The 13,390-nt window shown below is 70.8% G+C and carries 12 protein-coding genes, 1 tRNA gene and 1 pseudogene; 4 read left to right on the forward strand and 10 right to left on the reverse strand.

Annotated elements, in window-relative coordinates; genetic code table 11:
• Nucleotides 1–57: 57 nt before the first annotated feature.
• The 5 genes and pseudogenes from M5362_RS23505 to ehuB form a co-directional block, all read right to left on the reverse strand.
• Nucleotides 58–816, reverse strand: coding sequence for an IclR family transcriptional regulator (locus tag M5362_RS23505; RefSeq protein WP_260229692.1), 759 nt, complete (start codon nucleotides 814–816; stop codon nucleotides 58–60).
• A gap of 170 nt (nucleotides 817–986) precedes the next feature.
• Nucleotides 987–1,727: pseudogene (gene ehuA / locus M5362_RS23510) on the reverse strand (ectoine/hydroxyectoine ABC transporter ATP-binding protein EhuA); the annotation flags it as partial.
• Nucleotides 1,717–2,367 (reverse strand): ectoine/hydroxyectoine ABC transporter permease subunit EhuD, encoded by a 651-nt coding sequence (gene ehuD / locus M5362_RS23515; protein ID WP_260229694.1) that lies wholly within the window; start codon nucleotides 2,365–2,367, stop codon nucleotides 1,717–1,719. The pseudogene ehuA and the gene ehuD, both read right to left, overlap by 11 nt.
• Nucleotides 2,364–3,023 carry an ectoine/hydroxyectoine ABC transporter permease subunit EhuC gene (ehuC, locus tag M5362_RS23520; protein ID WP_260229695.1) on the reverse strand — a complete coding sequence of 220 codons (660 nt, stop codon included), beginning with the start codon at nucleotides 3,021–3,023 and terminating at the stop codon, nucleotides 2,364–2,366. Before ehuC ends, ehuD begins: the two co-directional genes overlap by 4 nt.
• The gene (gene ehuB / locus M5362_RS23525; protein ID WP_260229696.1) at nucleotides 3,020–3,895 is read right to left on the reverse strand and encodes an ectoine/hydroxyectoine ABC transporter substrate-binding protein EhuB; all 876 of its coding nucleotides are present in this window, start codon (nucleotides 3,893–3,895) and stop codon (nucleotides 3,020–3,022) included. The genes ehuC and ehuB overlap by 4 nt, the downstream gene beginning before the upstream one ends.
• Nucleotides 3,896–4,004: 109 nt before the next feature.
• Here ehuB and M5362_RS23530 point away from each other — a divergent pair, with 109 nt between their 5' ends.
• Together M5362_RS23530 and M5362_RS23535 are read left to right on the forward strand one after the other, a co-directional pair.
• Entirely contained in the window at nucleotides 4,005–5,084 is a 1,080-nt protein-coding gene (locus M5362_RS23530; RefSeq protein WP_260229697.1) for an LLM class flavin-dependent oxidoreductase, read from the forward strand.
• Nucleotides 5,085–5,329: 245 nt separating this feature from the next.
• A complete protein-coding gene (locus M5362_RS23535; RefSeq protein ID WP_260229698.1) occupies nucleotides 5,330–7,045 on the forward strand; it encodes a glycosyl hydrolase family 18 protein in 1,716 nt (571 codons plus the stop codon).
• An 86-nt stretch (nucleotides 7,046–7,131) separates the two neighbouring features.
• On the opposite strand, the gene M5362_RS23540 is transcribed toward M5362_RS23535, so the two are convergent.
• Entirely contained in the window at nucleotides 7,132–9,045 is a 1,914-nt protein-coding gene (locus M5362_RS23540; RefSeq protein ID WP_374214511.1) for a putative bifunctional diguanylate cyclase/phosphodiesterase, read from the reverse strand.
• 355 nt (nucleotides 9,046–9,400) lie between these two features.
• Between M5362_RS23540 and M5362_RS23545 the strand changes: the two genes are divergently transcribed.
• Entirely contained in the window at nucleotides 9,401–10,654 is a 1,254-nt protein-coding gene (locus M5362_RS23545) for a M6 family metalloprotease domain-containing protein (protein ID WP_260229699.1), read from the forward strand.
• Nucleotides 10,655–10,739: 85 nt separating this feature from the next.
• On the opposite strand, the gene M5362_RS23550 is transcribed toward M5362_RS23545, so the two are convergent.
• The 4 genes from M5362_RS23550 to M5362_RS23565 all read right to left on the reverse strand — a co-directional run bounded on the left by M5362_RS23550 (nucleotide 10,740) and on the right by M5362_RS23565 (nucleotide 12,731).
• Nucleotides 10,740–10,813: transfer RNA gene (locus M5362_RS23550), tRNA-Lys, on the reverse strand.
• A complete protein-coding gene (locus tag M5362_RS23555) occupies nucleotides 10,804–11,475 on the reverse strand; it encodes a bifunctional DNA primase/polymerase (protein ID WP_260229700.1) in 672 nt (223 codons plus the stop codon). Before M5362_RS23555 ends, M5362_RS23550 begins: the two co-directional genes overlap by 10 nt.
• Before the next feature lie 199 nt (nucleotides 11,476–11,674).
• Nucleotides 11,675–12,031, reverse strand: coding sequence for a hypothetical protein (locus M5362_RS23560; RefSeq protein ID WP_260229701.1), 357 nt, complete (start codon nucleotides 12,029–12,031; stop codon nucleotides 11,675–11,677).
• An 85-nt stretch (nucleotides 12,032–12,116) separates the two neighbouring features.
• Nucleotides 12,117–12,731 carry a TetR/AcrR family transcriptional regulator gene (locus M5362_RS23565; RefSeq protein WP_260229702.1) on the reverse strand — a complete coding sequence of 205 codons (615 nt, stop codon included), beginning with the start codon at nucleotides 12,729–12,731 and terminating at the stop codon, nucleotides 12,117–12,119.
• A 68-nt stretch (nucleotides 12,732–12,799) separates the two neighbouring features.
• Between M5362_RS23565 and M5362_RS23570 the strand changes: the two genes are divergently transcribed.
• Nucleotides 12,800–13,387 (forward strand): peroxiredoxin-like family protein, encoded by a 588-nt coding sequence (locus M5362_RS23570; protein ID WP_374214512.1) that lies wholly within the window; start codon nucleotides 12,800–12,802, stop codon nucleotides 13,385–13,387.
• The last annotated feature ends 3 nt before the right edge of the window (nucleotides 13,388–13,390 follow it).

Raw genomic sequence — 13,390 nt, forward strand, 5'->3', positions numbered from 1 at the left:
ACTACCTGGTCCTCGGGAGTGGTTCCGACCACCACTCCGAGGACCGGGTCACGGGTCTCAGATCGCCAGCGAGAGCACCACCGGCGCGGCCCTGCGGTTCAGCGTGTCGGCCGCCGAGCGCAGCCGGTGGGCGTGCTCGATCGGCAGTGAGAGCGCCAGGCAGCCCACGGCCGCCCCGGCCGTCAGCGGCACCGCCGCGCAGACCGTGCCCACCGCGTACTCCTGGAGGTCGAGCACCGGGACGGTCGGCGGCTGGCTGTCCAGCTTGGAGAAGAGCACCTTCTCGTTGGTGATCGTCCGGGACGTCAGCCGGGCGATCTTGTGACGCGAGAGGTGGTCCCGGCGGCCGTTCTGGTCCAGCTGCGTCAGCAGGCACTTGCCGACCGCGCTGGCGTGGGCGGCCGAGCGGAAGTCCACCCACTCGTTGACCGCGGGCGTGCGGGGGCCTGCGGCGAACTGGGTGATCTTCACCTCGCCGTCGATGTACCGGCTGATGTACACCGCCGCCCCGACGGAGTCGCGCAGCTCGGTCAGCGTCTCCTGGAGCTTGCCCTCCAGGGCCTCGCGACGGGTCAGGCCGGAACCGAGCAGGACCAGGGAGTCTCCGATCACATAGGCGCCGTCGGCGACCTGCTCGACGTACCCCTCGCGGCGGAGCATCAGCAGCAGGGACGACAGATGGGCGACGGGCAGACCGGTCTCACGAGCGATCTGGACGTCCGTCACCCCGCCACCGTGCCGTGAGACCGTCTCAAGGACGCGCAGGGCGTATTGCACCGAGTGGAACGGCGCGGTGGGCTCGGGCTTCAGCGCCACGGTTTCCCCCTACCAGGTTGTGACCGCAAGCTTCCGTACCACGATAGCCGTCAAGCTCCCTTTTCGGGGCGGCTGTTGGCGAGAATGATGCGGCGCCCCAGCGTCATACGCTGGGGCGCACCACCCTGGCATATGCCACGGTCAAAGAACCTTAAGAGAGTCTGAGGCCAGAGCACCGCGCCGAGAAACTCACGGGTACGCGCGTGCTCCGGAGCGGAGAAGATTTTTTCCGGAGAACCGGACTCGATCACCCGTCCCGCGTCGAACATCAGGACCTCGTCGGAGATGTCGCGGGCGAAATTCATCTCGTGCGTCACACAGATCATGGTGATGTCCGTCGTTGCGGCGATCTCCCTGAGCAGGTCCAGGACGCCGGCCACGAGCTCCGGGTCGAGCGCGGAGGTCACCTCGTCGAGCAGGAGCACCTTCGGCTCCATCGCGAGCGCCCGCGCGATCGCGACCCGCTGCTGCTGCCCACCGGACAACTGGGCGGGCCTGGCCTCGTACTTGTCGGCCAGACCGACCATGTCGAGCAGCTCGCGCCCGCGCGCCTCGGCCTCCTCCCGGCTCTTCCCCAGGGTCCGCACCGGCGCCTCCGTGATGTTGCGCAGCACGGACATGTGGGGGAAGAGGTTGAAGTGCTGGAAGACCATCCCGATCTTCCGCCGCACCTCCCGCCGGTGCTTCTCGTCGGCCGGGTACAGCTTCCCGCCGTTGACCCGGATGGTCCCCGCGTCGGGCTTCTCCAAGGTCATCAGCAGCCGGAGGATGGTCGTCTTACCGGAACCGGAAGGTCCGATCAGGGTGACGTGCTTGCCCGGACGGACCGAGAAGCTGAGATCGTCGAGGACGGTCTGGTCGCCGAAGCGCTTGGTGACGTTCTCGAATCGGATGAGCTCTTCAGTGGGCAAGGCGGCGCTCCAGGGTGCGGACGAGGAGGGAGGCGGGGTACGCGATCAGGACGAAGGCCACACCGACCACCGTGAGCGGCTCGGTGTACTGGAAGGTGGCCGCCGATTCCAGCCGGGACTGCTGGAGGAGTTCCAGCACACCTATTCCGGCCAGGATCGGGGTGTCCTTGAGCATCGCGATGACGTAGTTGCCGAGCGCGGGCGTGATCCGGCGCAGGGCCTGCGGCAGGATCACCGTCAGCCAGGTCCGGTGGCGCGGCAGGCTGAGCGCCTTCGCCGCCTCCCACTGCCCGGCCGGTACGGCGTCGATACCTGCCCGGTAGACCTGCGCGGTGTACGTCGAGTAGTGCAGCCCGATCGCCAGCGTGCCGGTGGCCAGGGCGGAGAGCTTCACGCCCCACTCCGGCAGTACGAAGAAGAGGAAGAAGAGCTGCACGAGCAGGGGGGTCGTGCGGATGAACTCGGTGACGGCGTGCACCGGCCAGCGCACGAGCCTGCTGGGGGCCCGGAAGCCCAGCGCCCAGACCAGGCCGAGCGTGAACGAGATCAGCGAGCCGAGCGCCAGCACCTGGAGGGTGACGAGCACGCCGTCCCAGAAGCGCGGAAGGAAGTCCGCCACCGCGGACCAGTCCCAGTTCACTTGGCCACCACCCCCAGATTCGCCTTGGTGCGCCGTTCCAGCGCCTTCATCGAGCGGGTGATCACCAGCGCGATGACGAAGTACACGACCAGGGTCACGGTGTAGATCCCGCCGCTCTCCTGGGTCGCCAGCCGCACCAGATAGGCGGCGAAGGACACGTCCCCGACGCCGAGCAGCGAGACCAGGGCGGTGCCCTTGAGCAGTTCGACCAGCAGGTTGCAGAAGGACGGGATCATCTCGGGCGCGGCCTGCGGGAGCAGGACGAGCCGCAGCCGCTGCCAGGGGGTGAAGCTGAGCGCGACCCCCGCCTCGCGCTGCGCCTTCGGTACGGCGTTCAGGGCGCCCCGCACGATCTCGGCGCCGTACGCCCCGTAGGAGAGGCCGAGCGCGAGGATCGCCGCCCACATCGGGACGAGCTGCCAGCCGGCCAGCGGCGGCAGCACGAAGAACAGCCAGAACATGAGGATCAGCGCGGACGTGCCGCGGAAGACCTCGGTGTAGAGCCCGGCCAGGAAGCGGACTGCGGGGGAGCGGTGGGTGCGGGCGGTGCCGACGGTGAAGGCGACCAGCGCGGCGAGCGCGGCGGAGGCGACCAGGAGCTGGAGGGTGATCCAGATGCCGGGCAGGACCCAGTTCTGCCAGAGTCCGGCGGTCATCGGCACAGCTCCTCGGCGGTCAGCGTGGTCATCTCGGCCTCCGTGAAGCCGAAGCGCCGCAGGATCCGGAAGAGTTCGCCGCTCTTCTTCATGCGGTGCAGCTCGGTGTTGAAGGCGTCCCGCAGGGCGGTGTCGGTGGGACGGAAGGCGAAGCCTCCGCCGTCGACCTTCCGCTTTCCGTCGACGACGGCGGCGAAGGGCGCGGTGGCCTCGGCCCTGGTGGACTTGCGGACCACCGCCCGGGCGGTCAGGGCGGTGCCGGCGAAGACGTCGACGCGGCCGGACTCCACCGCGTTCAGGCCGGCGACCTGGTCCTGGAGGATCACGATGTCCTTCTCCGGGTATCCGGCTGCGACGGCGTAGGCGATCTCGGCGTAACCGCTGCCGGTCGCGAACCGCGCCTTGGCACGCACCACGTCCTCGTACGAGCGGAGGTTCTTCGGGTTGCCCTTGCGCACGATGAAGGAGTCGAGCATCTGGTACTCGGGGTCGGCGAAGAGCACCTGCGCGCAGCGTTCCTTGTTGATGTACATCCCGGCCGAGACGACGTCGAACTGCTGCGAACCGAGGCCGGGGATGAGCGAGGCGAAGTCGGTGGCCACGGGCTGGACGTCCCGGACACCGAGCCGCCCGAAGATCACCCGGGCGAGCTCGGGAGCCTCGCCGGTGAAGGCGCCCTGCTCGTCGACGTAGCCGTACGGAACCTCGCCCGCGATGCCGAGGCGGACGGTGCCCTGGGATCTGAGCCGGCCGAGGGTGTCGCCCGAGGCGACACGGGCGCAGCCGGCCGCGCCGACCGTCGCCGTACCGGCAGCGGCCGCGGTGCCCCACAGCACCGTCCGCCGCCGTATGTGGTTCGTTGTTCGAGGCATGGGCGCGCGGCTACCCGAAGCTGAACCGGTCATTCCTGCGGAATAAGCGGAGACAGCCTCCTGTTCTCACCTCCGTACGTACGTCTATGGGCAGAAGGGTCGTCACACGGTGAGCGACGCGATTCGGGGCACGGCACACGGGGACTCGCCCGTACCGCTGTCCGTACTGGACCTGGTGACCGTCGGCAGCGGGCGGACCGCGGGCCAGGCGCTGGCCACCAGCGTCGAGATCAGCAAGCTCGCCGAACGGCGCGGCTACCACCGCCACTGGGTCGCCGAGCACCACTCCATGCCCGGCGTCGCCTCCTCCTCGCCGGCCGTGATTCTGGCCCATCTCGCCGCCCACACCCGGCGCATCCGGCTCGGCTCGGGCGGTGTCATGCTGCCCAACCACGCCCCGCTGGTGATCGCCGAGCAGTTCGGCACGCTGGAGGCCCTCGCCCCCGGCCGCGTCGACCTCGGCCTCGGCCGCGCACCCGGCACGGACGGGGCCACGGCCGCCGCGCTGCGCCGGACCCGGACGCTGAACGAGGGCGCGGAGGACTTTCCGCAGCAGCTCGCCGAGTTGACCCGCTTCCTGGACGACGACTTCCCCGACGGGCACCCGTACGCCCGGATCCACGCCGTGCCCGGCCCGGTGCAGGGGCCCTCCGGGCGCCCGCCGGTCTGGCTGCTCGGCTCCTCCGGCTTCAGCGCGCGCCTCGCCGGGACGCTCGGCCTGCCGTTCGCCTTCGCCCACCACTTCTCGGCACAGAACACGATCCCCGCGCTCGACCTCTACCGGGACTCCTTCCGTCCCTCACAGGTGCTCGACGCGCCGTACGCGCTCATCGGCGTCGCCGCGCTCGCCCACGAGGCCCCGAAGGAGGCCCGCCGTCAGGTCATGACGGGCGCGCTGTCGATGCTGCGGCTGCGCACGGGCCGGCCCGGTCTCGTCCCGACGCCCGAGGAGGCGGAGGCGTACCCCTTCAGCCCGACGGAACGGGACTTCGTGGACAGCTGGCTCGCGAACATCGTCCACGGCACCCCGGACGAGGTCCGGACAGGTCTGGACGATCTGCGCAAGCGGACCGGCGCCGACGAGCTGATGATCACGGCCAACGCGCACGGCGGCGATGTCCGCCTGCGCAGCTACGAGTTGATCGCGGACGCCTACGGCATGCCGGACGACGGCGTTCCGGCAGAGTAAAACCTGGCTGTCGAGGGCCGGTTGGTTCGGACCGGAACACCCGGCTCCGACACCCCTAATAGAACCTTAAACCGCTCGTCACCTGTGGTGGCGGGCGGTTCGTTTTTGTGCTGCACCTCTCTGACAAGGGCTTTCTCCTGTCAATTGGTCTAGTCCTCAATCTGGTTCAGACCATTGACCTGCTGTTCGTCCAGGGGCTATCACTTCAGCAACTCCCGTCTCGCGTCACCCCTCGGAGGCCGAACGTGCACCCCCGTAAGCCCTTGATCGCCGCGCTCCTGAGCACGGCCCTCGCCGCAGGCGCCCTCGCCGCGACCGTCGGCCTCGGCTCCGCCCAGGCGGCCGACACCGCTACGACCGCGACCGCCGCCTCCGACGGCAACGTACGCATCGCGTACTACGACCAGTGGAGCGTGTACGGGAACGCCTTCCATCCCAAGCACCTCGACACTCGGGGCATCGCGAGCAAGTTGGACATCATCAACTACTCGTTCGGCAACATCCACCCCACCGACCTCACCTGTTTCGAGGCGAACAAGGCGGCGGGCGACGACAACAACCCCAACGCCGGTGACGGCGCCGGTGACTCGTACGCCGACTACCAGAAGTCCTTCGGCGCGGCGGACAGCGTGGACGGGGTCGCCGACACGTGGAACCAGCCGATCGTGGGTGTCTTCAACCAGTTCAAGGAGCTGAAGGCGAAGTACCCCCACCTGAAGATCAACATCTCGCTCGGCGGCTGGACGTACTCCAAGTTCTTCCACGACGCGGCGAAGACCGACGCCTCCCGCAAGAAGCTCGTCGCCTCCTGCATCAAGCAGTACATCAAGGGCGACCTCCCGGTGGAGGGCGGCTTCGGCGGCGCCGGCGCCGCGGCCGGCATCTTCGACGGCATCGACATCGACTGGGAGTACCCCGGCTCCTCCGGCGGCCACCTGGGCAACCACTACGGGCCCGAGGACAAGCAGAACTTCACCCTCCTGCTGCAGGAGTTCCGCAAGCAGCTCGACGCCGAGGGCGCGGCCAACGGCGGCAAGAAGTACCTGCTGACCGCGGCGCTGCCGGCCGGCCAGGACAAGATCAAGTACATCGAGACGGACAAGATCGGCGCGTACCTCGACTACGCGAACATCATGACGTACGACATGCACGGCGCCTGGGACGGCGACGGGCCGACGTACCACCAGTCCCCGCTGTACTCCGGCTCGAACGACCCGACCGACCCCATCGCACCGGGCACCGAGAAGTACTCGATCGACAACGCGATCGACTCCTGGATCGACGGCAAGCCGGCCTACGGCATCGCCGGCGGCTTCCCGGCCAACAAGCTGACGCTCGGCTACGAGTTCTACTACCGCGGCTGGAAGGGCGTCCCGGCGGGCAGCGCCAACGGTCTCGCCCAGAGCGCGACCGGCGGCTCCAACGCCCGTCCGCTCAGCCAGCAGGCCGGCATCGCCCACTACAAGGAGCTCGGCGGCATCGTCGACAACGCGGCGACCACCTTCTGGGACGACCAGGCCAAGTCCTCCTACTTCTACAAGGACGGCGAGTTCTTCACCGGCCTGAACCAGCGGTCCGTCCAGGCGCGGGTGGACTACGGCAAGCAGCGCGGCCTGGCCGGCGCGATGATGTACTCGCTCCTCGGCCTGGACAACAACATCACGCTGCTGAACCAGATCAGCGACGCGCTCGGCGGCACCACCGTCCCGCCGACCACCCCGCCGACGACTCCTCCGACCACGCCTCCGACCACGCCGCCCACGACCCCGCCCACGACCCCGCCGACGACGCCTCCGACCGGCTGCGGCTCCGTCCCGGCGTACGTGGCGGGCAACATCTACACCGGTGGCAGCGTGGTCTCCCACAACGGCCGCAAGTGGCTGGCCCAGTGGTGGACCCAGAACGAGGCGCCGGGAACGACCGGCGAGTGGGGCGTCTGGAAGGACCAGGGCGCCTGCTAGCTCCCCGCTGAGCACCACATGACCACTGCCCCCGCCCGGATGTCCCCCGGCCGGGGGCAGTTCCATGCCGGTGGACGCGGGAGGGCTCAGACCGCGAGCGGTGAGGTCCCGATCAGTTCCGCGATGCGGTCAGGGGCCACCGCGCGGGAGTAGAGCCAGCCCTGCCCCGTGTCACAGCCGATGCGCCGCAGCCGGGTCGCCTGCCCCGAGGTCTCCACGCACTCGGCGGTGACCGTCAGACCCAGCCGGTGGGCCAGCTGGACCAGGGCCTCCACGATCAGCTCGTCCGCCGGGTTGGCGTGCGCCTCGTCCTGGAAGCCGCGGACGAACGATCCGTCGAGTTTCAGGACGGAGACCGGGAGCCGGCTCAGATAGGCCAGGTTCGAGTAGCCGGTGCCGAAGTCGTCGATGGCGATCCGCACACCCATGTCGCTGAGCGCCTGGAGCGCCTGGAGCGGGCGGCCCGCCGAGCCCATCACCGCGGACTCGGTCAGCTCCAGCTGGAGCAGATGCGGAGCGAGGCCGGTGTCCGTCAGGATGCCCGCCACGTCCGCCACCAGGTCGGAGTCCCAGACCTGCCGGACGGCCACGTTGACGCTCACGAACAGCGGCCGCTCGCGCGGGTGGTCCTTCTGCCACTGCCGGGCCTGGGTGCACGCCGTGCGCAGCACCCACCGCCCCAGCTCGACGATCGAGCCGTCCTCCTCGGCGATCCCGACGAACCGATTCGGCGCGAGCGTGCCGAACTGCGGGTGGTTCCAGCGCACCAGCGCCTCGACCCCGTGCACCGCGCCGTCCGCGAGCCCGACCAGCGGCTGGTACTCCAGCGCGAACTCCCCGCGCTCCACGGCCGGGCGGAGGGTGGAGGAGAGCGCCTGCCGTGTCATCCGGTGGGCGTTGCGCTCGGGGTCGAAGAGGGTCCAGCGGGCCTTGCCGTCGGCCTTCGCCCAGTACAGCGTGGTGTCGGCGGCCTGCATCAGTCCCGTCGCGGTCGTCCCGCGGGCGCCCCGCTCCACCACCCCGATCGAGGCGGAGACGGAGAGCCGCTGCCCGGCCAGGTCGAAGGGCCGCTGGAGCGCGCAGAGGACGGACTGTGCCAGATCCGCGAGCTGTTCGGTGCCCGTGGAGTCCTCGACGAGGATGGCGAACTCGTCCCCGCCGAGCCGCGCGACCAGATGCCCGCCGCTCCTGGTGTATCCGTCGTTGTCCGCACACTCCGTCAGACGGGCGGCCACGGCGGCGAGAAGACGGTCTCCCACCCGGTGCCCGAGGGTGTCGTTGACCGCCTTGAACCCGTCGAGGTCGAGGTAGCAGAGACCGATCCGCCCTGTTCCGCCATCCCCGTAGGACTCGTACGACTCGTACGACTGGTGGGTGCGGTGGGACTCGTACGAGGGGTGCGTCGGGTGCGGTGATCCGAACTCCGACGTCTCCTCGTCCTGGGAGGCCGCGGCCTCCAGCGCGGCCGAGAGCCGCTCGAAGAACAGGGTGCGGTTGGGCAGCCGGGTGACCGGGTCGTGCATCTGGAGGTGGCGCAGGCGGGCCTGCAGCTCGCGCCGGTCGCTGATGTCCGCGACGGAGAGCAGGACACGGGGGCTGTCGGGTACGGGGGAGACGGTGACCTCGGCCCACAGCGAGCGCCCGTCGGGGTGCTTGAGCCGGCGCGTGCAGCGGAAGCGGGAGCGGCGGCCGCCCAGCACCTCGCGATACGCGTGCCAGGTGCGGCCGTCGGAGGCGAGGTCGACGAGGTCGGCGGCGGCCTGCTCGCGGAGCGCGCCGGCCTCGGTGCCGAAGAGCGAGCCGAGGGCGTCGTTCGCGGAGACGACGAGCCCGTCCTGGTCGACGACGGCCATGGCGAGCTGCGCGGCGCGGAAGGCGGCGCGGTAGTCGCGGATCTCTGCGTCGACCGGAAGCTCGTGATGACGCTCCGTGATCGGAGGCGCGGGCTCCCGTGCGGGCGAGAGCTGGCTGTGCACCGGTTCTTCGGGGGTTCCGCTCACCGCTCGCTCCCGTAGTGCAGTTGGGCCGTACAAACGTGGTCGGGATGGGTCGGCCAAGGAAAGTGTGCCGATCATAGAGGCTGGGCCCGGGGCCGTTCCAGCTTCATGGGCGCCCTCCGGCCCGGCGGAGGCCGTGAGCCTCTCCCCGACAGGGCCCGGCCGATCGTTTCTGCGCGGGTCTGACGCGGGACGTCGGGGGCCTGACCGATTGTGACGTTCCGTGAGTCATTGACGGCTCGTGTCGCGTCGACCTCGTGTCGCCCGCTCACCCGACTGGGGCAGCGGAAAAGTGCGAAACACCCCAAACCGTCACAAGGTGGGTGAGGAGTCCCGCATTCGGCAGCCGGAGGTCCACGTGAGGGGTCAGCAGCCACCCGGGGGAGTGGACCGCGCGAGGCTGCGTGCCTCCGCAGCGGCCTTCACCTCCCTCGTGGCACTCGCCGCGACCGGGCTCGTGGCGGGCCCCGCCGTGGGCGCCCCCTCGGGCGGGCCGTGCGCCCTGCCCCGTACCGCCGCGCACCACTCCCTCGGCCTGGACACCTGGAACCGCGCCTATCCCCAGCCCGTGCGCTCGCTCGACGCGGTCATGATCTTTCTGGCGTTCCCCGACTCCACCCCGCTGACCACCCCCGCCGAGCTCGCCGCCGACCACTTCCCCGGCACGAGCGACTTCTTCCGGAGCGCCTCGTACGGGCGGTTCGCGCTGCGTCCACACACCGGGACGGAGTGGACGACGATGCCGCAGGACTCGACGGCCTACGCCATACGGCGTGACTGGGACGCGGCGAAGCGGACGGCGTATCTGCGCGACGCGGTCGCGGCGGCCGACAAGAAGGTCGACTTCTCGCGGTTCGACGTCGTCTATCTGGTCGCGGACCCCGACGCCCCGGGTGTCGACTCCGACGCCACCAAGGTCGTCAACCTGGAGCATCCGATCAGGGTGGACGGCAAGGAGATCAAGCGGGTCGTCACCGTCTTCGAGCGGCATCCGCCGGACCGGAACGTGCTGGCACACGAGACCGGGCACGTCTTCGACCTGCCGGACCTCTATCACCGGCCCATGGACGGCAAGGGCGACTGGGACACCCATGTGGGGGACTGGGACGTCATGGGCAGCCAGTTCGGTCTCGCACCGGAGCCGTTCGGCTGGCACAAGTGGAAGCTGGGCTGGCTGGAGCGGAGCCAGGTGACCTGCGTCCAGGGTCCGGGCGCCCGGCTCTTCAGCCTGGAGCCGCTGGCGGCGCAGCCGGTGGCGGGCGGCACGGTCGGCAACCGCCTCGCGGTCGTACGGACGGGTCCCGGCACGGTGCTCGCGATCGAGGCGCGCGGTTCGACCGGCAACGACCGGGACACCTGTACGGAGGGCGTGCTGATCTACCGCGTACGGAACGAGGCGGCGTCCGGGGAGGGCCCGATCGAGGTCGTGGACACCCACCCGCGGACCGAGGCCTGCTGGGACCGCTCGGTGTATCCGCCACTGGCGGACGCGCCGCTGCGCGTGGGCGAGACGTTCACGGTGCCGGAGGACGGCACGCGTGTGGAGGTGGCCGACCGGACCCCGGCGGGGGCGTGGACGGTGAAGGTGACGGTGCCGGAACCATCGCTGTGACGGGCGCGCGGCGGCCGGGCCGCCGACGCCGCCGACCTGCCGCAACGAGAAAGCCCCTCGCTTCCGCGAGGGGCTTCTCCGTCTGTGCGCCGCCAGGGACTCGAACCCCGGACCCGCTGATTAAGAGTCAGCTGCTCTAACCAACTGAGCTAGCGGCGCCTGCTGACGTCGTAGACCTTAGCATCCTGATCGGCGGGAGGAAAAATCGAAATCCGCACGTCGGCGGCGGAGGCGGTACGGGCCGCCCGGACGCACGCCCAGAGCATGACCTCGGGGCCCGGCAGCCAGGGATGGCGGGTGTCGGGGGCGACCACCCAGCGGGGCCCGGTGGCCTGGAGGGGCGTGAGCGGGGGGATCGTGATGGCGTCGCCGGTCCCGTGACAGAGCGGCGGCGGAACGGCTTCGCCCCACTCCTCCCAGTGCAGCAGGGCGGGTAACCGCTGGGCGGTGCCGGGCGCGGCGAAGAGCAGCATCCGGCCCCGGTGGACGGCGACGGGCCCGGAGCCCGGGCCCTCCGCCCAGAGCCGGTCGAGCATCCGGCGGCCGAAGATCGTGTCCACGTTCACGACGTCGAAGGCGGTCCCGCAGGGGAGGACGGCGGGGGCGGCGGGCCGGGACTCCCAGAGCGCGAGCGTGGAGCGCGGATACGAGGCGGCGGAGGCGAGCCAGTCGGCGCCGGCGGCGGTGACGTGCGCGGAGTGGTGGCGGCGGTCGTCCGCGTCCCGGAGGAACCGGAAGATGTCGTGCCGGTCGGCCCGCCGCTCGTCGGCGTCGCTCTGGGCGGGGCTCAGGGGTGTCTCGTCTCGCAGCCATGCGGTCATGACGTCAGGTCTACCGTCTGTGACGAAACAGATTCCGTGTGTTGCCGGAAACCCGGACAAGGGTGGTGCGAGGGGAGTATCTTTCGCACCGGCATATGCCAGGGGGTGGTGGCGGGGGCGCGTGGCGGGGGCGTGTGGCGACTCCGCGTCGGGCGCGCCTTCGAGCCGGGCGTCCGTCAGGGCCGGTCGTCCGTCCGGGCTAGTCGTCCGTCGGGGTGCCGGCCGTACGGAGGAGGTCGTGGCCGAAGTCGATCATGCGGCGCGCGTAGTCCTCCGTCCACTCCGCCCGCTCGGCGACGTCCGCCGCGGTCAGGCGGTCGAAGCGCCGCGGGTCGGCGAGCTGGGCCGCCGCCATCGCCTGGAACTCGATCGCCCGGTCCGTCGCCGCGCGGAACGCGAGCGTCAGCTCGGTCGCGCGCGCCAGCAGTTCACGCGGGTCCTCGATGGACTCCAGGTCGAAGAAGTGCTCCGGGTCGGCGGTCGCCTCGGCGGGCTCGAAGACCAGCGGTGCGGGCCGGAGCCGCCGTTGTCCGTTCCGCTCCGCGGATTCCGCCATCGTCCTTCTCCTCCTCGCACACACGCGGCCCGGACACCCGGGCCGCTTCCATTGTCCCGCCTCGCGCAAGAGGGCGGGTCCGCGGTCAGTCGCCCAGGCCGCGGAGGTAGACCCCGAGTCCGCCGAAGAACTCCCGTTCGGGGTCGACACCGGCCGCGTCTCGGGCGGCCTGCGCCATGTACGGGAAGCGGTCCTGGGGCAGTTCGGCGATGGCGGTCGTGCCCGGGCCCGCGAGGGACCCCAGGTGTTCGAGCTGTATCGCCCCGACGACGTAGCCGATCAGGCCGCGCAGCGCGACGACCCGCCGGTCGCCCTCGATCCCGGCCTCGGCCAGGAGCCCGAGCACCGACTCCGACCAGCGCAGCAGCCCCGGCAGCCGGTGCCGGTGGGTGAGTGTCAGCGGGACGGCGGCCGGGTGTGCGCCGACGCTGTCGCGCAGCCGCCGGACCATGACCTCGATCCGCTCCCGCCAGGGCGTGTCGGCGTCGGGCGGAGTCGGGTCGACGGAGCTCAGGACGCGCTCGACGACGAGCCCCTCCAGCTCGTCGCGGTCGGCGACGTACCGGTAGAGCCCCATGGTGCTCATGCCCAGTTCCTTGGCGACGGTCCGCATCGACAGGCCGGCGAGCCCGTCGCGGTCGATGACGGCGAGCGCGGCGACGGCCAGGTGTTCCTGGGTGAGGGAGCGAGGGCGGGGCATGGGTTGACAGCGTACGGCATACGCCTACGCTGATAGGAGTACGCCGTACGCCTACGTGGAGGTCTTCCATGCTCATGCCCGGCGCCACCACTCCCGCCGCCGCCCGCGCGCTCGAACCGGTCCTCGGCCCCCCGGTCTCCGTGCCGGACCCCGAGCGTCTCGTCCATCTGCAGTTCCGCCGCTTCGCCGGCTGCCCGGTCTGCCACCTCCACCTGCGGTCGGTGGTCCGCCGGCACGCGGAGATCGAGGCGGCCGGAATCCGCGAGGTCGTGGTCTTCCACTCGCCCCCCGCGGAGCTCCACCCGCACCTGGACGGCCTGCCGTTCCCGGTCGTCGCCGACCCCGACAAGCGGCTCTACGCGGCCTTCGGCGTCGAGTCCTCGCCCCGGTCGCTGCTCTCCCCGCGGGCCTGGGGACCGATCGCCCGGGCCGTGCTCCTCGGCACCTGGGAGCTGCTGCGCGGACGGGCACGCCCGCCGGTGCGCCGACCGCGGGGCGGACGGCTCGGCCTGCCCGCGGACTTCCTGATCACCCCGGACGGCCGCGTCGCCGCCGTGAAGTACGGCGAACACGCCGACGACCAGTGGCCGGTCGACGAACTCCTCACCCTCGCGGCCGCGGCCCGGGAGGCCCGGCCCGCCGCCACGAAGGCCTGACTC

Origin of the sequence: Streptomyces sp. Je 1-79 (assembly GCF_025195125.1) — a bacterium.
Classification (GTDB): domain Bacteria; phylum Actinomycetota; class Actinomycetes; order Streptomycetales; family Streptomycetaceae; genus Streptomyces.